We start from the raw sequence: 19,568 nt of genomic DNA on the forward strand, positions 1-19,568 counted from the left end.
CATCGAATTTACTCAATGATATTCAGCTTTTCGTCCGAACCGCTTGTCTCTCGCGGCCGGAATAAGAATATACCATGGATTCTAATTCAAGTGCAAGCATTTTTATAAAATTTTATTCATTCCAAAATATTGAAGCATGTCCAACACGGCTTCTCCTGGCGAAACACGGAAGGATTGATGATTCGTAAAAAACAAAAAACTGCGTAAAATAACGCCGTTGGCCGTTAACAGCCCACAAAGCATTGCTCGCAGGAGGTGAACCAAATGTCCAAGCAGCAAGGTCATGCGAATAAAAACACGCAAACCAAGTCTTCCGATAAGAAAGGCAATTCCTCCGGCAACAACCACTAATTAAAAAAGCAGAGATCTATGCGCAAAGATCTCTGCTTTTTTTTTACAAGTCGTACTTGCTTCCATTAAGGGCGGACTTCATATACATGGAAATAGTATCATCTTCCGAAATAAACCCTTACATTAATGGAGGTTAAGCCTGAGGATGCCCTTTCCAAGCAGTTCGCAATTCGTTCCCTTGAAACAGAACAATATAAACGTAGTTGATCCTGTCCGTGATGTTAACCCGGATGAAACAGACATTGTTGGAGACTCCCAGTTTCCCGCTGCTTATTATGCGTATGACGGAACCAACGTTTATTTTCGCATACGTCTAAACACGGACCCCAGGTTCAAAACGAGCTTCCGCAATTTCGCTTGGGGCGTATTGTTCGACACCGACAACAACCCGGCTACTTACGAATGGGAACTCGTCGTAAACGGATTAGACAACGAGGTACAGCTGATCGTAAACACCGTCAAGCTGCCAAATCTGATAACCGACCAGGCGGAAGGAACCGACGGCAAAGGTAAGCCAAGCTTCAACGAAGCGATTTGCAATTTCGATATCGCAAGAGCCCAGCCCGCTGATGACGGCTCCCAGCTAGGCAGCGCAACCAATTATTTTATCGATTTCTTTGTTCCCGCACAAACGTTATTCTCCCTCCTTGGCATTTCCGCTCAGACTTCCATTCGGTTCTTGTTTTTTACAGCAACGAACAATAACAACTTCAATAAAGACTTTATTGGAGTCGGCCAAACCTTAAGCACATTATTCTGCGATCCGGTTACCGTTGCCGGTGGAGACGTGCGGGCGAAGCTGACCGTCACGCAAACCGTACTTCCTTCCGTTTCCCCTGTCGTCGCCGGCCAGAGCTCAAACTTCACGGGAACAATAAACGTTGCAAATACGGGAAGAAGCCAGGCAACTACGATTTTTCTCCAGGCGCCATTCTTGTTCGATAAGACCATTTCATTATCCGTCTCGCAAAAAACGCAAGGTACTACAGCATACAATATTACAGCAAATACATTAACCTGGTACATCGGCAACTTGGCCGCAGGAGCGGCAGCTACGCTGACCTATCAAGCTTCCGTCCAATTCAATGCGGCTGGCTCCAGAACGGTTGATTCCAAAACGGTCACCGCAGTCGACAGCTTTACCGGCGGCACTATCAATACGCCAGCATCCTCGGCTGCGGTATCCGTTGTCGCTCTTGGCGGGGTAACCGGTACAATCATCGACAAGTCTACCGGCTTGCCGCTTACCGGGGTAAACGTCCAAGCCACGGCTGTACCCGCAGGCACAAATACCGGTCAGACTACTTCAAATGGCGGAGGCATATACGGCCTTCCCCAGCTTTCTGCCGGAAACTACAATCTTTCCTTCAGCTTGAATGGCTATCAAACCGCTGCGGCAGCAGCAACCGTTGTCGCTGGAGCCGTTCAAACCGTAAACATCACTCTTGTACCGATTCCGGCTGTCGTCCAAGGTACGATAACGGCTTCGGGCACCGGCGGTCCAATTGCCGGCGCGGTTGTGAGTGTTACGGATTCGATTGGCGTGCTGACAACCCAGACTGTTACGAACGCCGCAGGTTCTTACGTCGTAAACGGATTGACTCCCGGGTACTACCGGGTTAGCTTTTCCGCCGATCAATATCAGGCACAAGACTTTCCCGTTACCTTATCGGTTGCTGAAAACCGGCTATTAAATGCCGCGTTAGCGCCGAATCCGGGAACGATCACCGGAGCAGTCACAAACGCACAGACAGGAACACCATTACCCGGCGTGCTGGTTGAAGCTCTCGATAATCGCAACAGCATATTGGCCTCCACTACCACCGATGCCTCGGGCAATTATACGATTGCCTCGCTGTCTCCCGCTACAAATGACAGGCTTCGATTATCCGCAGATACTTTCGTGGCGCAAGTTATCGGTTTTTCTATAGCCGCAGGACAAACCAAAACCGTTAACGCCGCGTTATCGCCCGTCGCTGGAGCACTGTCCGGTACCATTACAGATGCCGTAACGGGGGCACCGCTAGCAGGAACAAGCATCCGGGTCTTTACCTCGGAAGGCATCACGCTTCAAACCACTTCCACGGCTGCAGACGGAAGCTATACGATTCCTTCGCTTGCGCCAGGCTCCTATTCCATAGTCATCGCCGAGGAAGGTTATGCCGGCCAGACGATTGGCGCCATGATAAAAGCCGCTTCTACAACAACGCTTAATGTCGGGCTTGAGCAGCTTGCCGGCGCAATCAGCGGACGGGTTACGGATTCAGTAACGGGGGCATCCGTTCAAGACGCGATTATCCGGGTCTTTTTAAATAATATTATCGTGGTCAGAGTAGCCACTCTGGAAGACGGGTCTTATGATATCGGGAATTTGGCTCCCGGCGTTTATTTTGTCACCATTAGGGCTGACGGGTACGGCGGTCAATCCTTTAGCGTAACGGTCAATCCAGGCCAGACGACCACCGAAAATTTTATTCTATTCCCTATTCAGGGTTCGCTTACAGGTACGGTAACAAACGCTGCGGGCAATCCTATTGCCGGCGCGATCATCTCGCTTAATGTCAACGTTGCTGGAGGCGGCTTGCTTCTTACCCGCTTTGTGACCCAAACGGACGGCACTTATCTGATCGAAAATTTACTGCCATTGCAGTATCTCGTAACTGCGGCTGCCACCCCTTATCAAAGCACTTTCCAAAGCGTTGCCGTTGTGGCGGACACCCGCTCGGTTCTCAACTTCGTGCTTGAGCCAAACCCCGGCTCCGTTATGGGAACCGTTGTTGATTCAAACGGTGTGCCTGTAGCAGGAGCGGCTGTCGCGATCAAGATGCTGTCGGGAACAGGCGTTGTTATCGCTACTATTTTCTCCGATTCGGACGGACATTTCCTGGTCAGCACCCTTACTCCAAGTATTTATACCATTCTGGCATCTGCCGCCGATTTCCAAACGGCATCCGCTACTCTGGGCGTTACGTCGGATCAGACTGCCAATGTCCAGTTGGTTCTTTACCCGGATCCGGGAAGCATCGCCGGACAAATTACGGATGCGGTCACCGGCACAACCATATTAGGCGTAGCCGTAACCCTCACCGACAGCAATAACTTTCTCGTTGCTTCATTAATTGCGGATACAAAAAGCGGATACCAATTCGACGGCCTGCCTCCGGGCAGCTACACGGTAGCCGTTCACGCTCTGAATTACGAGGGAGAAGTGCTGGGAGGCATCGTTCATTCCAACTCCATTTCACCAATCAATTTTACCCTTCAGCCAAATCCCGGCACCTTGGCAGGAGAAGTCTCGCCGGCCATAGGCGGCGCAGTCGTTCAATTGTTCAACAATAATAACATTCTTATATCTTCCGTCTTCACACGGCCAGACGGTACCTTTACTTTTATCGGGGAAAAAATAGGCTCATATTATGTGACGGCGATTGCCATGGGCTACTCCTCTCAAGCTGCAGGAGCTTCCATTCTTAGCGGACAGACGACCCATGTAACGATTAATCTCTCGCCTAACCCCGGTCAAATATCCGGCACTGTCATTGATCCTGCGGGCAATCCGATTCCGACAGCTGTCGTGAAAGTACTAAACAGCAATGAATCCGTACGCGGAATCGGTCCGACGCAAGGAGACGGCAGCTATGTCATTGATGCAATACCTGCTGGGACTAAAACAGTCATTGCATCCGCTCCAAACTTCAGCACCCAGGTACAAGGCGCATTTGTGGACCCCGGCGAAATCGTAAACGGAGTTAACTTCGTGCTTACGCCGGACCCGGGCACACTTAGCGGACAAATCACCGATCAGTCAACAGGGTTAGTAATACCTGGCGCAAGCGTCGAAATCCGGCTTGGCGAGGCTACCGGCCTCTCGATTGCCTCCGCAACCACAACGCCATTCGGCAATTTCCAAATAAGCGGCCTGCAGCCCGGTTCGTATACCGTTATTGCCAAAGCCAATCATTTTGCAACCGGCGTACTCGGAACATCCGTCGAAAGCAACGGATTCTCTTTGGCAAACCTGGCATTAAGTCCATTATTCGGCGTAATTAGCGGTACGGTAACCGATACGGCTGGCCATCCAATCGGAGCAAACGATACAAGAATAAAGCTCTACTCCAAAGACGGCACCTTGATTGAGACTATATTCGTCGAGGTAGACGGAACCTTTCTCATTAACGGCGTATCGGCGGGTGAATATGTCCTTTCGGTATCTTCTCCTTTCTTCGAGACGGAAACCATCGGCCTTACGGTTAGAGCAGGCACTACAACCTCCGTACAGATTCAACTAACACCGCAGACCGCGACAGTAATCGGGACGGTTAAAAATAGCGCCACCTCAGCTCCAATTAGCGGCGGCCTTATCATTCTTACCGATATTGACGGACTTCCCGTTGATACGGTCTTTACCGATGATACGGGCAGCTTCACGATTTCGGGCGTCCCTGCAGGCAACTTTGTCATCTCGGCTGTGGCATCCGGCTTCGGGACCGGAGTATCGGCCGTTGTCACGCGAAGCGGCCAAACTTCCGTTACGGGTCTGCAGCTTACCCCGCTTCCGGGCGCAGTCGCAGGCTTCGTCAGCGATTTGACCAATGGAGCCAACGTAGCGGGAGCTGAAATCCGGATAACCGACGCTTCTACAGGCGCAGTGGTCGGTACCGTTCTTAGCGATAACGGCGGAGAATACGCATTCCCGGCATTAGCTCCGGGCAGCTATAAAGCAATCGCCAATGCACCCGGATACGCTGCCGAGTTTGGCGGATTTACTATAGCTTCAGGCGAGACTACCCGCTACAGCTTTGCCCTGCAACCATTACCTGGACGGTTAATAGGCAGCGCGATAAATAAGCAAACCGGTGCACCGCTAGCCGGCGTTACGGTCCAATTGCTTCAATACAACAACTTCGGGCCGCCTCTTTCTACGTTGTTAACCGACAATAACGGTCAATTCGATCTTGGCGAAGTAGCCGCCAGCAATTACGCCTTAACTGCTTCGCTGCAAGGATTTACGACCCAGCAATCCTCTACCCTTGTTAACCGGGGGGAGACAACGATCGTCACTTTTGCGCTTGCTCAAATAAAAACCGGAGTCGGCGGTACGGTAACTACCGGTCCGGGACGCCAGCCGCTCCCGAACACCTCCGTCACCATCGTCGATAACAACGGCGTAACCGGAGGCAACGGAATAACTGACAGCAACGGCGAATACGTTATGCCTAGCATTCCGGCCGGCGAGCAGACCATTGTGGTAAGCCAGCCATCCGCGGGTACTTCAACAACGGCCATTCCGGAGCAGCTCGGCCAGACACAAACCGCTAACGTTGCCATATCGGCAGTTGGCCAATCTTTCCCTATAACGGGTATCGTCACGAGCAATGTCGATGCCGCTCCAATACCAGGTTCCGTTGTTCATGTATTGGATGCTTCGACGAAAATAGCGGTTCAAACCGCCATTACGGATCTTAATGGTTCTTACACGACAAACCCTGTTCCGCCAGGCACGTACAACGTTACGGGAACTGCGCCTTCGTACGGCTCTGCAGCAACTTCGCTGACGACTAATGCAACCACTATTTCAAGAGCAGACCTTACGCTAAGCGCAGCATTCGGAACGCTTCGCGGCACGATCAGAGATACTTCGGGCAACCCGCTGGATTTGGCGCTCGCCGAGATTAATACGGCCAACCGTGAATTGATCCGGCAAATCATCAGTAACAGCAGCGGTCAATACGCCTTCTCCAATATTGCGGCAGGCATGCCAACAGCGGAATTTTCCTTCCCGGGCAAGCAAACCGCGGTACGCATGCCAACGATCCTCGACGGTCAAACAACAATCTTGGATATCACTCTTATTGACGAAGAAGAGGAATAGCTAGAGAAATTAACCAGCGGTTCCTGCGCATTTGAATGTTCTTCCGATCGCTGTTGCCCCCGAATTTCTTCATTCCAAACCGCTTTAGCGGTTGAAATTCGGGGGCAAAGGCGAACACTACCGTTTCTCCAGAATCATTCAAAATGCTCCCTCACTCGGTTAATGGAGGGGAACAAAAAAGAAGGACCACGGAAGTTAATCCGTGGTCCTTTCTGCTGCACTACCTCATAATAAGCATCCTGCTTCGGTGGGCCGGAAGGAGATACATCTCCTCATGAGATACTCATCCCCTCCCCAACTAGCCTCCGATTATCGATTATCTACTTTCTCCGGATACATATCATGATTAAACAGCCGCTGCTCGGCCATTTGCTCGTATTTGGTACCCGGCTTGCCATAGTTGCAATACGGATCGATCGAAATGCCGCCGCGCGGCGTGAACTTGCCCCATACTTCGATATAACGAGGCTGCATCAGCTCGATCAGGTCGTTCATAATAATGTTCATGCAGTCCTCATGGAAATCGCCATGGTTGCGGAAGCTGAACAGGTACAACTTGAGCGACTTGCTCTCGACCATTTTTACATCGGGAATATAGGAAATATAAATCGTCGCGAAATCCGGCTGGCCCGTCATTGGGCACAGGCTCGTGAATTCCGGACAGTTAAACTTCACGAAATAATCCCGGTAAGGATGTTTATTATCGAAAGCCTCCAGCACCGCGGGCGAATATTCCATCGGATAACGTGTTCCCTGATTGCCCAGCAGGCTGATTCCTTGCAATTCCTCTTCGTTTCTTCCAGACATTGAATTGTCTCCCTTCTTCCTAAACACCGCGTTTGTTGCCCCATACCAGGGCATGTAGCTGCGGAAGCACTCTCACGTTCGTCATATCTTCGCGTTTCATAACTTGGTCAATAAGCCATTCATAGCGTTCAATCAGCTTGGCCGCCAGCTTCCCGTTATCTCCTTCGATCAGATCGTCATTGCCCATCTGCACAAAAAAAGTGACGTTCGGGTAACGGTTATGCACCTTGGCGGCATAAGCCAAATCCTGTTCATCAAAGACAACAACCTTCAAGCTGAAAGGATTACTTCCACCTGAAAGCTTTTCAACGATTTCGTCAAGCACTTCCCAATTCGTCGTCATGCCGGAGCTTGGCGGCTTCGGCGACAGTGTCAGCTCATCAATAGCAAGCAGCCAATCCTGCCAACGGCTGCCTTGCGTCTCAACCGCAACGCGAACGCCGTCGCGATGAAGGGCTTCCACCAGCTCATCCGCATTTTTCAGCAAGGCCGGATTGCCGCCCGACAAGGTCACATGGGAGAAGGTATTCCCTCCGAGCTCCCGGAGCTCGCCTACAATCTCGCCTGCGGTCAGCATGCGGATATCGTCTTTCCCCGTTCCGTCCCATGTAAATGCGGAATCGCACCACGAGCAGGAGTAATCGCAGCCTGCGGTACGGACAAACATCGTCTTTTGCCCGATAACCATTCCTTCGCCCTGCACGGTTGGCCCGAATATTTCCATGACCGGAATACGTTTCTCAGCCATGGCTTGCCGCCTTCTTCGGACGGTAAATGCAGTAGCTGGTCGGCGTCTCTCTCAGGAAAACCTGTACGCAGGTCGCCTTATTCGGCATTTCGTCGAGAAAAGCTTGGACAATCTCGTAAATCGTTCGGGCGACAACCTCAGTGGTTGGAAAACGGTTCGGGTCGTTGTTGTCAAATACGTCTGTATGATCATTCAAATACGTATGGTCAAAGCGGTTATGAATAAGCTTCTTCACCGCTGCGAAATTCACCAGAAATCCGGACGAATCCAGCACATCGCCGGCAATCGTCACGTTAGCGAAATACGTATGCCCGTGCACGCGCGCGCAATGTCCCGCTTCCTCGGCAGGAATGGAATGCGCTGCGGCAAACTGCATGTCTTTGTTTAATTCATATTGAAAGGAATGCTGGACGCTTGGATAAATTTGCTGAATCATTCCGCTTTCCCCTCCTCTTTGGAGGCTAAGTAACGGTTCAGCCCCTGGCTCCGTAGCTTGCAGGCCGGGCATTCTCCGCATCCATCCGCAATTACGCCGTTATAGCAGGTTAATGTCTTGGTCCGTACATATTCAAAAGCGCCAAGCTGGTCAGCCAGCTCCCATGTCTCGGCTTTATCCAGCCACATCAGAGGCGTCTCGATCACAAACGGGTAGTCCATCGACAAATTAAGCGTTACATTAAGCGATTTGATAAAAATATCCCGGCAATCCGGATAACCGCTGAAATCCGTCTCGCATACGCCGGTTACGATCGCTCTTGCTCCGATCTGCTTCGCAAGCACCGCCGCAAAGGACAGGAACAATAAATTCCGGCCGTCTACAAACGTAGTCGGCAAGCCGCCTTCCTGATGCTCGATCTCGATATCCGAGCGGGTAAGAGCGTTAGGTGTCAGCTGACCTAGCAGCGACATGTCAAGCACATGATGCCTTACCCCTAGCTCTTCGGCAATCTGCGCGGCGCATTCCAGCTCGAGCGCATGACGCTGCCCGTAGTTGAAGGTGACCGCTTCTACCTCTTCGTAGCGTTCCAGCGCCCAGAACAGACAGGTTGTGCTGTCTTGCCCGCCGCTGAATACGACTACCGCTTTTCCTTTTTTCATCTTCCTTCTCCTCCCTTAAATGAGGGAGAGACCCTTCGAACAAAACCCTGTACACATGTCTCAAAACGAAAAAAATGGAATCAGAATAGATTCCAGTTCTTAGTTTTTTATAGAGGGAGTTCGCGAACCTCTCCTGAAGCTTCCGCTCCAGCATTTATTCGAATGTACCTACGTACTATACCATATCTCTAGTTATCCGGCTATATGCCAATTAATCGAAATCCTTGTGATGCCATTCGTCTTCCGGCAAGCCAAGATCTTCGCCGGAGAAACGCTGCTCGCGGAACGGATCGGCATAATTATGGAAGCCGTTTCTTTCCCAGAAGCCCGGACGGTCTTCCTTCATGAATTCAATCCCCCTGATCCACTTGGCGCTTTTCCAGAAATACAAATGCGGAACAAGCAGCCGTAGCGGCCAGCCATGCTTGGCGGTCAGCTGTTCACCGTCGAAGCTATGCGCCAGCAGGATGTTGTCGTGCAGCAGATCCTCAAGCGGAAGATTCGTCTCGTAGTCCTGATCGGCGTGGATCATGACGTATTTGGCTTCCGGATTCACTTGAACCAGCTTCATCAGATCCGTGAATCGGACGCCCTCCCATTCGGTATCCAGCTTCGACCAACGGGTAACGCAATGAATATCGTTCATCTGCTTTATCTGAGGAAGAGCCATCAATTGCTCGTATGTAAACACCTTTTCCTCTTCCACTTCGCCAAATACGCGCAAGGTCCATGTGGACATATCGTACTCCGGCACTTCCCCTTCATGCAGGATCGGGAAGCGGTCCGTCGTTGTCTGACCGGGCGGCACGCGATGAGCCAGCTCGGGAGCGACATTCGCCTTGAGTGAAGGAGCTTTCTTCAAACGTTCCGCTTTCTTGCTTGTGTTCATGTTGTTAGCCTCCTGAAAAGAATGATCACCCTAACAGCTGAGAGTAGGCCGTTCGCGATGATACTTGCTTCGTAAGCCTAAGCTTATGTATTTCCATTCTACTATAGCATGCAAACCGTGACTTGCGCCTTTCGGCTATTGACACCAATTTGTAACAATGATAATATTTCCATACAATTCCGAGTGGATTAATCAAATTAATTTATTCTATTTATTTCAATGGAGGTTTTGAATGATGAATGTACGGAACAAATGGATCTTTTCCGGATCGCTGGCATTATCCCTTCTTTTCTCTGCCGCCCTGCCCCTGTCCGCAGCCCAAGCTGCGGCAACGCCAACAGTCTTGCAATCTTCTACTACATCTATAACAGAATACGAGCAGTTCTTGCAAGAGAAATTCGGCATTGCTTTCCAGCAAGGAACGGTTACTAAGGGACAATTCCTTCAACAGATAGCCAAGGTGCTTCATCTCGGGACTGCCAAATCCCAACCGGTCTTCAGCGATCTTGGAGCCGACAGTCCTTATTATTCATCCGCAGCGGCATTATATGAGCAGGGGATTATCACTTCTCTAAAAATCGAGGCCGATAAGCCGCTCCAAGCAACCAGCGCGCTTTATATCGCCGTAAAAGCAGCCGGCCTGGCCGAGCTTGCCCATTCTTACCCGCAAAGCAAAATAACCGACGCGCTGAAGCAAATCGGCTACTCGCCTGCAGGACTTAGCCTGTCCGCCGCGCAAGAGCTTGCGGCTGCCGTGCATAGCGGACTGCTTCCTTCCTCCTTCTATAAAGAAGTGAAAGGAAAAGCCGCATCGGCTGATCTGGCGGAAGCCCTTCTCGTACAGATTCTTTCCATTAAAGGAGAGTATAAGCATTATATCGGTTATACTTCAGATGCCGATATCTACGGCAAGCTGGCGGATGCCTACAACACCTCCGATATCATTCAGTCGCCTGAGCTCCAAACGGTAGTGGATACGGCCCTTAAGCAAAATCTCGTTACCGGCTACAATCTGAAGGATAACCGTTTCGACGCCAACTTCGTCGATTCGCTCACTCTTACATACGGCCACGATAACCTGAAGCATGCGGTTCAGCTGATCGGCTTGCTCCGCAGCGAAGGAATCCGCGCCAAAGTACAATTCGAGCCTAAAACTTCCGCATTCATTTATTTGAAGGAGTGGGGCGAGCCCGTTCAAACGGAGAACTATAAGGTCGTCCAAATCGAGAACGGCAATTACATCGCTTACGCCAAAGAATACGATCTGAAATTCGAATTCGCGAATGCCGCGGACAAAGCCCGCTTCCAGCCGGTTATTCTGCAGTACGCAAAGAAAAACAGCGAGGACCAGACCGGCCTTATCGCCAGCTCATGGTGGCAGCCGCTCTACTATTCCGCAACCAAGCTGGATGACTATATCCAAATCACAAACAACAAAATTACAGGAGCCGGCCACTATTACGCGCAATCCTTCTCGTTAAACGAGCCGTCCGCCGCTATTGCGGAAGGATTCAAAAAACTTGCCACTGGCCTCGACATCCAATCCTATCCGATTTGGGTCGACAAACCATTCTTTAATTATCTGAACGGCGAATCCCTATAATCCGATAGTAAAAAATAAGGACTGTCCCATAGCCATCTGGCTGTGGGACAGTCCTTTTATGATCATTTATTCTTCCGATGCTTCGCTCTTCGGATCCAGATTCGCTGCCATCCGGATGAAGATATCCGTTGCTTTATCAATATCGTCAAGCTCGAAGCCGTCATACAGTTTAAGCATAATACGCTCGCGCATTTCCATGACATGATCCACCAGCTTGCGGCCTTCGTCGGTTACGCTTAGCATAACGATACGACGGTCGTACTCGCTCCGCGAACGCTCCACGTAGCCCAGGTCGATCAGGCGATCCGAAATTCCCGTTACGGCGCCGCTTGTAATACGAAGCCATTCTGCCATGGCAGATGCCTTCTGGGGTCCATGCTGCGCAAGAATAATAACCATCTTGCCTTCCGTCATCCCAAGGCCGTGAACATTAAACCGGTTATATTCCGCGTTAATCAGCCTGCGCAGCTTGCGGAAAACGTCATCCATCTCTCTTAGTTTAAGAAGCTTCTCCTGATCCAGATTCATCCATCCACCCTCGCTAATACATTCATATCTATAAATATACCGTGTTTTGAACGCATAGCCAAGTCCAGCCCTAAGAATTAAGCAAACCAACCGATTCTTTGCTGAGTACGATCTTCCTTGCGCCTTGCCAGAGAAAGCGCATAGCCTCTTGCAGCGGCCATGCCGCGGTAGACGCAGCTGCAGCGACAAGACCGTAACGGTGCGTGTCGGACAGTCCAATCACAACCGGATGCGAGCCGTATTCTGGCAGTTCCTGAATAAGCTCTTTCATGGACGCAATCTGCGAAGCCGTTAATCGATCGGTAAACAGGCAAAAGGTCGCCATATGCGTCATCTCCTCCCAACAGCCGGGAGCCGCAAGCTTATGTTCGCTAGGCACGATCCGTTGCCGCTGGGCGAATATCAGCTCATCCTTGCAATAAACGGACAAGCTGTTCCGAAATTCGCCGTATTGGAACTTCTCTTGGCGCAGCGTACGTCCCGGACAAAGAATATCCGCCTGCATCCACACGGCTCCGGATTCCAAATAGACATTGGTTTCGCTGCGCAGCCTGGCGTCCTTAAACAGCATAACCGGCTCCGGCATATGTTCAATAACCGCTTCTGGACCAAGCCGGAAGGTCTGACAAATCGAGGACCCCACCGCCCCGCCATCAAGCGGACTGGGATGAACCTTCATATAAGACTGGGTCGTGATATAAGCATGCGAGAAGTCATGCGCCTGCCATTCCATTTCGTACCGGTCCCCGGCCAGCAGACCGGGAGAAGAATCCATAACGATTACAGCCAACTGCTCTTGAAGCGGAAAACTCTTGGCGATCTTAATGGGCGAGGTATGATACTTATCCGAGAGCCGTGTCGCGCCTTCCGTAAAATGAAAGGAAGCGCGCAGCACAGAGTTCCGTACCGCGCGCTCTTCCCGTAAATCTGCAGCCATTCCTAATGCTTATGAGGCATGGAGCCGAGCTGCACGATATGGGTGTGCGCTTCACCTCTCGCATGCGCAAGCTCATGCTCCAGCCAGCCAACGATTTCGGCTACCCCATCGCCGCCAAACATGTTGGAAAAGACAAACGGACGATCGCCCCGCATCCGCTTCGAATCCGCATCCATCACTTCCAGGCTTGCACCGACATACGGGGCAAGGTCGATCTTGTTAATCACAAGCAGATCCGAACGCATAATGCCAGGGCCGCCTTTGCGCGGAATTTTTTCCCCTTGGGCAACGTCGATAATATAGATGAAGAGATCCACCAGCTCCGGGCTAAAGGCAGCTGCCAGATTGTCGCCGCCGCTCTCGATAAAGATCAGGTCCAGCTTCTCGAATCTGCTCTGCAGCTCTTCAATGGCTTCGAAGTTCATCGACGCATCCTCCCGGATAGCCGTATGCGGACAGCCGCCCGTCTCTACTCCTAGAATCCGTTCCTCGGGAAGCACTCCCGTATTTACGAGAATCCTCGCGTCTTCCTTGGTGTAAATATCATTCGTAATAACGGCCAAGCTGTATTTCTCGCAAAGCTCCCTCGACAGCCGCTCCACCAGCGCGGTTTTGCCCGAACCAACCGGACCTCCGATTCCGATCCGAACCGGACGCGATCCATCGATAACCGGCTTCTCCCATTCTTTATGCGTATGACCTTGACCTTGGCACATTGCAATTCCCCGCTTTCTCATTATGGTTATGACATAAATAAACGCGAATACAAACCCTCATGCCGGATCATGGCAAGCTCTGCCATCGGCATATTCGAATACGCCTCCTCGGGTTGCATCGACATGGCCAGCTCCGTTGCTTCGTCTATTCCTAACGACAACCTTGCAATAAGCGATTGCCCCTCGGTCTGCCCGATGGACATAAGCCTTAGGGCGCTGTTCACGCATGTAACCACGCAAGTGTACAAATAGCCTTGAATAGCCCGTTCTTCCTCTACGCCAAGCCGCCAGCAGATATAACCGTGTACAAGCGGATGGGTAGCCTGACATTTCTTATGCCGCAAAGCTTCATTGAATAACGACCAATCAAGCTGAGGATGAATGGCAGCGGCAAGCTGCAGCAGACGGCGGCCCATCTTCTCCATGCCAACTCTCGTCTCTACCGCAATCCGCTGCACATGCACAAGCCGCTCGACGGCAAACAACCGGTTCCAATCGTCATGAGGAGCATCCCTGTATACGGCCCGGATGATCATCGCATCCGAGGTTGCCCAGCTTTGCCGCATCATAACCGAAGCATATTCATATAGCTGCGAGCTTTGAACGATCCGCCCTTCCTGCACCATCGTCTCGAGACCAAACGAGTGGGAAAACCCGCCGATTGGCAGGGCAGAGTCCAACAGCTGCTGCATGGCGAGCCAAGCCGCGGAATAACCCATCAGCTAACCGCCCTTCCTTAGAATAAAAAGTAACGCTGAGCCATCGGCAGCGACTTCGCCGGCTCGCAGGTCACAAGCTCCCCATTCACCGTTACCCTGTAGGTCTCGGGATCAACCTCGATCAAAGGCGTTGCGTCGTTATGAATCATATCCTTCTTCGTAACGGACCGGCAGCCCTTTACCGGCTCGATCCGTTTCTGTAGACCAAGCTTCTGTTCAATGCCGTTGTCAAACGCCGCCTGCGAGACAAACGTAATCGAGCTGCCGTATACGGCCTTGCCGAAGGAAGCGAACATCGGACGGCCAAACACAGGCTGAGGGGTTGGAATGGACGCATTGGGATCGCCCATTTGAGCGTAGGCAATACTGCCGCCCTTCAGCACCAAATCCGGCTTCACGCCAAAAAACATTGGCTGCCAGAGCACCAGATCCGCGAATTTGCCGACTTCGACCGAGCCAACCAAATGCGAAATGCCATGCGTGATGGCCGGGTTGATCGTATATTTCGCCACGTAACGCTTGATGCGAAAGTTATCGCTTACGGTATCGGGCGACAGCGGCCCGCGCTGCCGCTTCATTTTATCCGCCGTCTGCCAAGTCCGTATAATCACCTCGCCAACTCTCCCCATAGCCTGGGAATCCGAGCTGATCATGCTGAAGACGCCGATATCATGAAGAATATCTTCCGCCGCTATCGTCTCCGGCCGAATCCGGGAATCCGCGAAAGCCACATCCTCCGGTATACGGCTGTCCAGATGATGGCAGACCATAAGCATATCCAGATGCTCTTCTATGGTATTGATCGTAAAAGGCCTTGTCGGGTTGGTGGAGGAAGGCAGTACGTTCAATTCCCCTGCCGCTACGATAATATCGGGAGCATGACCGCCGCCCGCGCCTTCCGTGTGGTATGTATGAATCGTGCGGCCGCCAATCGCCCTAAGCGTATCCTCCACGAATCCCGCTTCGTTCAGCGTATCCGTATGAATCGCAACCTGAATGTCGTATTGATCGGCTGCCTTGAGGCACGCATCAATGGCCGCCGGAGTGGTCCCCCAGTCTTCATGCAGCTTCAGCCCAATCGCTCCCGCTTCAATCTGCTCGATTAACGGAGCAGTAAACGAAGCATTCCCTTTGCCCGTAAAACCAAGATTCATCGGAAACTGCTCCGCAGCTTCCAGCATTCTGCGCATATGCCAGGCGCCCGGGGTAACGGTTGTTGCGTTTGTTCCCGTCGCCGGTCCCGTACCGCCGCCTATCATCGTAGTGACGCCGGAAGAGAGAGCCGTCTCGATCTGTTGGGGACATATAAAATGAATATGCGCATCTATGCCGCCAGCCGTAATGATCTTCCCTTCGCCTGCAATCACCTCGGTACTTGCGCCAGCTATCATGCCGGGCGTAACCCCGTCCATAATATCCGGATTGCCTGCTTTGCCAATCCCGACAATAAAGCCGTTTTTAATCCCGATATCAGCCTTCACGACTCCCCAATGATCGATAATAACGGCATTCGTAATAAGAGTATCAAGCACGCCTTCATCCCGAAGAGCGCCGCTTGATTGCCCCATGCCGTCACGGATAACCTTACCGCCGCCAAACTTGCACTCATCGCCGTAAACGGTATAATCCTTCTCGATTTCGGCCCATAGCTCGGTATCTGCCAGCCGTACCGCATCCCCTGTCGTTGGTCCAAACATGGCCGCGTATCTATGCCTGTCAATGACGCTCATCCGCCTTCTCCTTCCCATGCGTTGAGACGCGCGCGGACTTCCTCCGGCAGCTTGCCGGCTTCCGCCTTGCCTTGGGATAGTCCGTTTAACCCGTAGGACAGCTTCGAACCGCCAAGCTCAACCAGCGTAACCGGTTTTTCTTCCCCCGGCTCGAACCGGATCGCCGTACCGGCAGGAATATGAAGCCTCATGCCAAAGGCCGCTTCGCGGTCAAACGATAAAGCCCGGTTTACTTCAAAAAAATGAAAATGAGAACCTACCTGAACGGGGCGATCGCCCGTATTCACAACGATCGATTTCACCGTCCGGCGTCCGGCATTCAGAACAATGGAGCCAGGCATAATCCTGTATTCTCCCGGTATCATTTAAGCTTCCTCCTTGGCCGCGCCAGCTTAGCTGGATATGGGGTGGTGAATCGTAACCAGCTTGGTTCCGTCCGGGAAGGTCGCCTCCACTTGGACCTCGTGAATCATTTCCGGAATTCCGGTCATGACGTCTTCACGCTTTAAAACCTTTGTTCCGTATTCCATTAATTCCGCTACGGTCTTCCCGTCACGGGCGCCTTCCATAATCTCCGAGGTTATAAGTGCCACGCTTTCCGGATAATTCAGCTTAACTCCCCGGTTCAAACGTCTCCTGGCCAAATCGGCCGCAATGGTAATTAGAAGCTTCTCCTTCTCGCGTTCAGTTAGCTGCATGCTACCACCTCTCCCAAGTGTATTAGTTTCATTATAGACAGCTGTCAGTTTGAAGTAAATGGAATTATGTTAGGTAATATGACATAAATATGATCATTTCAAATAGATAACCTCATTCATACAGACATAACTCCCCAAAATATGACATGAACTTGTCGAATTAACGGTTAATTTGTAGAAAATAAATAAAACAAAAAACCCGCTGGAAGATTCGCTTTCATCAAGCGCCCTTCCGCGGGTTTTATTTTTGCTTATTTCTTATTTTTTCGCTACATATTTACGGATGTCGAATGCTACGGCTACAACGATGATCGCGCCTTTGATGATCAGCTGCCAGTAAGGGCTCACGCCGATGTAAGTCAGACCGTAGTTGATTACCGTAAAGATCAATACGCCTGCGATAACGCCTTTCACGCGGCCAACGCCGCCTGTTGTGGATACGCCGCCGACTACGCAGGCCGCGATCGCATCAAGCTCGTACATGTTACCGTAGTTGTTTGTCGCGCCGCCGGTACGCGCTGCTTCCAGAACGCCTGCCAGACCGTACAGAGCGCCGGCAATACCATAGATCCACATGAGACATTTCGCTACATTAATACCGGATACGTGAGCGGCTTGGATGTTGCCGCCGATCGCGTACATGTTTTTGCCGAGAGTCGTCTTGTTGAAAACAACCCATACGATAAACGCTACGAAGATCGCGATCAATACGATGTAAGGCAGAGACCAGTCACCGCTGCCGATCGAACCCGTACCAAGCTCGCTGAAATCTTTGCGAAGACCGCCGATTGGCTGCGATTGGTTAGGCGGCATATCGAAATACAGGGAGTTCGCGCCGTATACGGCAACCATTGTACCCAGCGTTGCGATAAATGGCGGAACGTTAAATTTCGATACGATTATACCGTTGATCAAGCCGACAATGAGACCTACAACGACCGCAATCAGGATCGGAAGAATCAAAGGCAGATGCGGCAGGTTCGGGAAAAACTTGTTCGCGTAATCCGCGCTTTGCAGCATCGATGCGGATACAACCGCCGTCAAACCCACTACGCGGCCGGCCGACAAGTCCGTTCCCGCCGTAATCAGGATAAACGCTGCGCCTAAAGCGATGATAAGACGCGTCGACGATTGGACGAGCATATCCCGGAATGTCGTAATGGACAGGAAGTTCGTGTCCATAATCGTAATGGCAGCGATAAGAAGGATCAGAACGATCCAGATCGCGTTTTGTGAAAATATACTTCTAGCTCTTGAACCTTTTGTAGCTTCCATGAGTTGTTAATCCTCCTTCAAATCCTCATCATTAGCCCGTCTGAGCGGCCAGCCTCATAATGCTTTGTTCTGTCGCGTCTTTGCCGTCGAGGATACCCGTTGCGCGGCCCTCCGACATAACCATAATCCGGTCCGACATACCAATAAGCTCAGGCATTTCAGACGAAATCATAATGATGCTCTTTCCTTGCTTCGCAAGCTCGATAATGATCTGGTAAATCTCATATTTGGCGCCGATATCGATACCGCGGGTCGGCTCGTCCAGGAGCAGAATGTCCGGATCCGTCAGCAGCCAGCGTGCGAGAAGCACCTTCTGCTGGTTACCGCCAGACAGGTTGCGGATCAGCTGGTTGACCGACGGCGTCTTGGTTCTGAACTTCTCGACGCCTTTCTTCGCTTCAACGCGCATTTTCGATTCATTCAAGAAGCCAAAAGGTCCTCTGTACAGACCCAGGTTGGCGATCGCCGTATTCTCGGTGATGTTGAGCACCGGGAAAATACCTGTTACGCGGCGTTCCTCCGTCAGAAGCGCGATTTTATGCTTTTTCGCATCGATCGGAGATTTGATCGTAATTGGCTTGCCGTCTTTGTAGATCACACCGGATTTCACGGAACGAAGTCCAAACAAGGCTTCGATCAATTCGGTACGCTGAGCGCCGACAAGGCCGCCAACCCCGAGAATTTCGCCTTTGCGAAGCTCAAAGGATACGTCTTTGAAAGAATGAGGGAGTATGGAAGTGAGGTTCTCCACCTTGAGCATTACCTCTCCCGGCACGTTCGTGCGTTCCGGGAAACGCTCCGACAGATCGCGGCCTACCATGCGCTGGATGATCATGTCGATCGTCAGCTCCTTGGATTCCCAAGTTCCGATGTATTTACCGTCGCGCATGATCGTTACGTCATCGGAAATACGCAAAATCTCTTCCATTTTGTGCGAAATATAAATGATGGCTACGCCGCGTGCACGCAGCTTGTTAATAATCGCGAATAAATGCTCAACCTCGTTGCCCGTCAAGGAAGAAGTAGGCTCGTCCATAACGATAACTCTCGAGTTGAACGACACGGCTTTCGCAATTTCAAGCGATTGAATTTTGGACACCGACAATTCGCCGACAAGCTGGTTCGGATCAATGTCCATGTTCAAATCTTCAAACAATGCGACTGTGTCTTTGTACATCTTTTTATGGTCAATAAACCGTAACGGACGAACGCCCGTCATCGGAAATCTGCCAAGCCAAATGTTCTCCATTACGCTGCGCTGAGGCACCGGATGAAGCTCCTGGTGAATCATGGATACGCCGCTGTTCAAGGCGTCCTTCGAGTTTTTGATATCTGCTTTTTGTCCATTGAGGAAAATCTCGCCCGCGTCCGGATGATAAATCCCGAACAAGCATTTCATCAGCGTTGATTTGCCCGCGCCGTTCTCGCCCATCAAGGCGTGAACCGTACCCGGCCGAACCTTCAGCGTTACGTTGTCAAGCGCTTTAACGCCAGGGAACGTCTTCGTAATATTGTTCATCTCAAGCAAATAAGGATGCTGCTCTGCCATTAATATAGCCTCCTTTAATCCGGCTCCCATCCAAGAAGCAAGGTACAA

At 51.3% G+C, this 19,568-nt stretch carries 16 protein-coding genes and 1 riboswitch; of the genes, 2 read left to right on the forward strand and 14 right to left on the reverse strand.

Translation table 11 applies throughout. The features are described from left to right. The first annotated feature begins 496 nt into the window (after window positions 1-496). On the forward strand, window positions 497-6,223 hold the full coding sequence (locus tag PGL01S_RS10865; RefSeq protein ID WP_127494417.1) for a carboxypeptidase regulatory-like domain-containing protein: 5,727 nt from the start codon (window positions 497-499) through the stop codon (window positions 6,221-6,223). Window positions 6,224-6,532: 309 nt separating this feature from the next. On the opposite strand, the gene queF is transcribed toward PGL01S_RS10865, so the two are convergent. The 5 genes from queF to PGL01S_RS10890 all read right to left on the reverse strand — a co-directional run bounded on the left by queF (window position 6,533) and on the right by PGL01S_RS10890 (window position 9,765). Beyond that, a complete protein-coding gene (gene queF, locus PGL01S_RS10870) occupies window positions 6,533-7,030 on the reverse strand; it encodes a preQ(1) synthase (protein ID WP_015845875.1) in 498 nt (165 codons plus the stop codon). A gap of 19 nt (window positions 7,031-7,049) precedes the next feature. Next, window positions 7,050-7,778, reverse strand: coding sequence for a 7-carboxy-7-deazaguanine synthase QueE (queE, locus tag PGL01S_RS10875; protein ID WP_127494419.1), 729 nt, complete (start codon window positions 7,776-7,778; stop codon window positions 7,050-7,052). Continuing rightward, a complete protein-coding gene (gene queD / locus PGL01S_RS10880) occupies window positions 7,771-8,214 on the reverse strand; it encodes a 6-carboxytetrahydropterin synthase QueD (protein ID WP_127494421.1) in 444 nt (147 codons plus the stop codon). Before queD ends, queE begins: the two co-directional genes overlap by 8 nt. Continuing rightward, a complete protein-coding gene (gene queC, locus PGL01S_RS10885) occupies window positions 8,211-8,876 on the reverse strand; it encodes a 7-cyano-7-deazaguanine synthase QueC (protein WP_127494424.1) in 666 nt (221 codons plus the stop codon). The genes queD and queC overlap by 4 nt, the downstream gene beginning before the upstream one ends. Before the next feature lie 93 nt (window positions 8,877-8,969). Beyond that, a riboswitch (PreQ1 riboswitch) is annotated at window positions 8,970-9,013 on the reverse strand. A gap of 74 nt (window positions 9,014-9,087) precedes the next feature. Further along, on the reverse strand, window positions 9,088-9,765 hold the full coding sequence (locus tag PGL01S_RS10890; RefSeq protein ID WP_127494426.1) for a sulfite oxidase-like oxidoreductase: 678 nt from the start codon (window positions 9,763-9,765) through the stop codon (window positions 9,088-9,090). Between the two features lie 232 nt (window positions 9,766-9,997). Here PGL01S_RS10890 and PGL01S_RS10895 point away from each other — a divergent pair, with 232 nt between their 5' ends. Next, window positions 9,998-11,368, forward strand: coding sequence for a hypothetical protein (locus tag PGL01S_RS10895; protein ID WP_127494428.1), 1,371 nt, complete (start codon window positions 9,998-10,000; stop codon window positions 11,366-11,368). 66 nt (window positions 11,369-11,434) lie between these two features. On the opposite strand, the gene PGL01S_RS10900 is transcribed toward PGL01S_RS10895, so the two are convergent. From PGL01S_RS10900 to PGL01S_RS10940, 9 genes are all read right to left on the reverse strand, one after another. Continuing rightward, complete coding sequence (locus tag PGL01S_RS10900; protein WP_127494430.1) at window positions 11,435-11,896, reverse strand: MarR family winged helix-turn-helix transcriptional regulator; 462 nt, start codon at window positions 11,894-11,896, stop codon at window positions 11,435-11,437. 70 nt (window positions 11,897-11,966) lie between these two features. Continuing rightward, on the reverse strand, window positions 11,967-12,833 hold the full coding sequence (locus PGL01S_RS10905) for an urease accessory protein UreD (RefSeq protein WP_244935564.1): 867 nt from the start codon (window positions 12,831-12,833) through the stop codon (window positions 11,967-11,969). A gap of 2 nt (window positions 12,834-12,835) precedes the next feature. Then, window positions 12,836-13,549 carry an urease accessory protein UreG gene (gene ureG / locus PGL01S_RS10910; protein ID WP_127494432.1) on the reverse strand — a complete coding sequence of 238 codons (714 nt, stop codon included), beginning with the start codon at window positions 13,547-13,549 and terminating at the stop codon, window positions 12,836-12,838. Between the two features lie 26 nt (window positions 13,550-13,575). Continuing rightward, window positions 13,576-14,268: an urease accessory protein UreF gene (locus PGL01S_RS10915; protein ID WP_127494434.1), complete on the reverse strand. Its 693-nt coding sequence runs from the start codon at window positions 14,266-14,268 to the stop codon at window positions 13,576-13,578. A 17-nt stretch (window positions 14,269-14,285) separates the two neighbouring features. Next, window positions 14,286-15,998 (reverse strand): urease subunit alpha, encoded by a 1,713-nt coding sequence (gene ureC / locus PGL01S_RS10920; RefSeq protein ID WP_127494436.1) that lies wholly within the window; start codon window positions 15,996-15,998, stop codon window positions 14,286-14,288. After that, window positions 15,995-16,363, reverse strand: coding sequence for an urease subunit beta (locus tag PGL01S_RS10925; protein ID WP_127494438.1), 369 nt, complete (start codon window positions 16,361-16,363; stop codon window positions 15,995-15,997). The genes ureC and PGL01S_RS10925 overlap by 4 nt, the downstream gene beginning before the upstream one ends. Window positions 16,364-16,390: 27 nt before the next feature. After that, complete coding sequence (locus PGL01S_RS10930; RefSeq protein ID WP_127494440.1) at window positions 16,391-16,696, reverse strand: urease subunit gamma; 306 nt, start codon at window positions 16,694-16,696, stop codon at window positions 16,391-16,393. Between the two features lie 258 nt (window positions 16,697-16,954). Further along, window positions 16,955-17,971 (reverse strand): galactose/methyl galactoside ABC transporter permease MglC, encoded by a 1,017-nt coding sequence (gene mglC, locus PGL01S_RS10935; RefSeq protein WP_127494442.1) that lies wholly within the window; start codon window positions 17,969-17,971, stop codon window positions 16,955-16,957. 31 nt (window positions 17,972-18,002) lie between these two features. Further along, a complete protein-coding gene (locus tag PGL01S_RS10940; protein ID WP_127494444.1) occupies window positions 18,003-19,520 on the reverse strand; it encodes a sugar ABC transporter ATP-binding protein in 1,518 nt (505 codons plus the stop codon). Window positions 19,521-19,568 lie beyond the last annotated feature (48 nt).

Origin of the sequence: Paenibacillus glycanilyticus NBRC 16618, from assembly GCF_004000805.1 — a bacterium.
GTDB classification, from domain to species: Bacteria; Bacillota; Bacilli; order Paenibacillales; family Paenibacillaceae; genus Pristimantibacillus; species Pristimantibacillus glycanilyticus.

What these genes read in the sequence shown, in the direction of transcription:
- ureC (WP_127494436.1), bottom strand. Translation starts at nt 15,998, where the DNA reads ATGAGCGTCATTGACAGGCATAGATACGCGGCCATGTTTGGACCAACG.
- PGL01S_RS10930 (WP_127494440.1), bottom strand. Translation starts at nt 16,696, where the DNA reads ATGCAGCTAACTGAACGCGAGAAGGAGAAGCTTCTAATTACCATTGCG.
- mglC (WP_127494442.1), bottom strand. Translation starts at nt 17,971, where the DNA reads ATGGAAGCTACAAAAGGTTCAAGAGCTAGAAGTATATTTTCACAAAAC.
- PGL01S_RS10940 (WP_127494444.1), bottom strand. Translation starts at nt 19,520, where the DNA reads ATGGCAGAGCAGCATCCTTATTTGCTTGAGATGAACAATATTACGAAG.
- PGL01S_RS10925 (WP_127494438.1), bottom strand. Translation starts at nt 16,363, where the DNA reads ATGATACCGGGAGAATACAGGATTATGCCTGGCTCCATTGTTCTGAAT.
- queC (WP_127494424.1), bottom strand. Translation starts at nt 8,876, where the DNA reads ATGAAAAAAGGAAAAGCGGTAGTCGTATTCAGCGGCGGGCAAGACAGC.
- PGL01S_RS10900 (WP_127494430.1), bottom strand. Translation starts at nt 11,896, where the DNA reads ATGAATCTGGATCAGGAGAAGCTTCTTAAACTAAGAGAGATGGATGAC.
- PGL01S_RS10865 (WP_127494417.1), top strand. Translation starts at nt 497, where the DNA reads ATGCCCTTTCCAAGCAGTTCGCAATTCGTTCCCTTGAAACAGAACAAT.
- PGL01S_RS10895 (WP_127494428.1), top strand. Translation starts at nt 9,998, where the DNA reads ATGATGAATGTACGGAACAAATGGATCTTTTCCGGATCGCTGGCATTA.
- PGL01S_RS10915 (WP_127494434.1), bottom strand. Translation starts at nt 14,268, where the DNA reads ATGGGTTATTCCGCGGCTTGGCTCGCCATGCAGCAGCTGTTGGACTCT.
- queF (WP_015845875.1), bottom strand. Translation starts at nt 7,030, where the DNA reads ATGTCTGGAAGAAACGAAGAGGAATTGCAAGGAATCAGCCTGCTGGGC.
- ureG (WP_127494432.1), bottom strand. Translation starts at nt 13,549, where the DNA reads ATGTGCCAAGGTCAAGGTCATACGCATAAAGAATGGGAGAAGCCGGTT.
- queE (WP_127494419.1), bottom strand. Translation starts at nt 7,778, where the DNA reads ATGGCTGAGAAACGTATTCCGGTCATGGAAATATTCGGGCCAACCGTG.
- PGL01S_RS10890 (WP_127494426.1), bottom strand. Translation starts at nt 9,765, where the DNA reads ATGAACACAAGCAAGAAAGCGGAACGTTTGAAGAAAGCTCCTTCACTC.
- queD (WP_127494421.1), bottom strand. Translation starts at nt 8,214, where the DNA reads ATGATTCAGCAAATTTATCCAAGCGTCCAGCATTCCTTTCAATATGAA.
- PGL01S_RS10905 (WP_244935564.1), bottom strand. Translation starts at nt 12,833, where the DNA reads ATGGCTGCAGATTTACGGGAAGAGCGCGCGGTACGGAACTCTGTGCTG.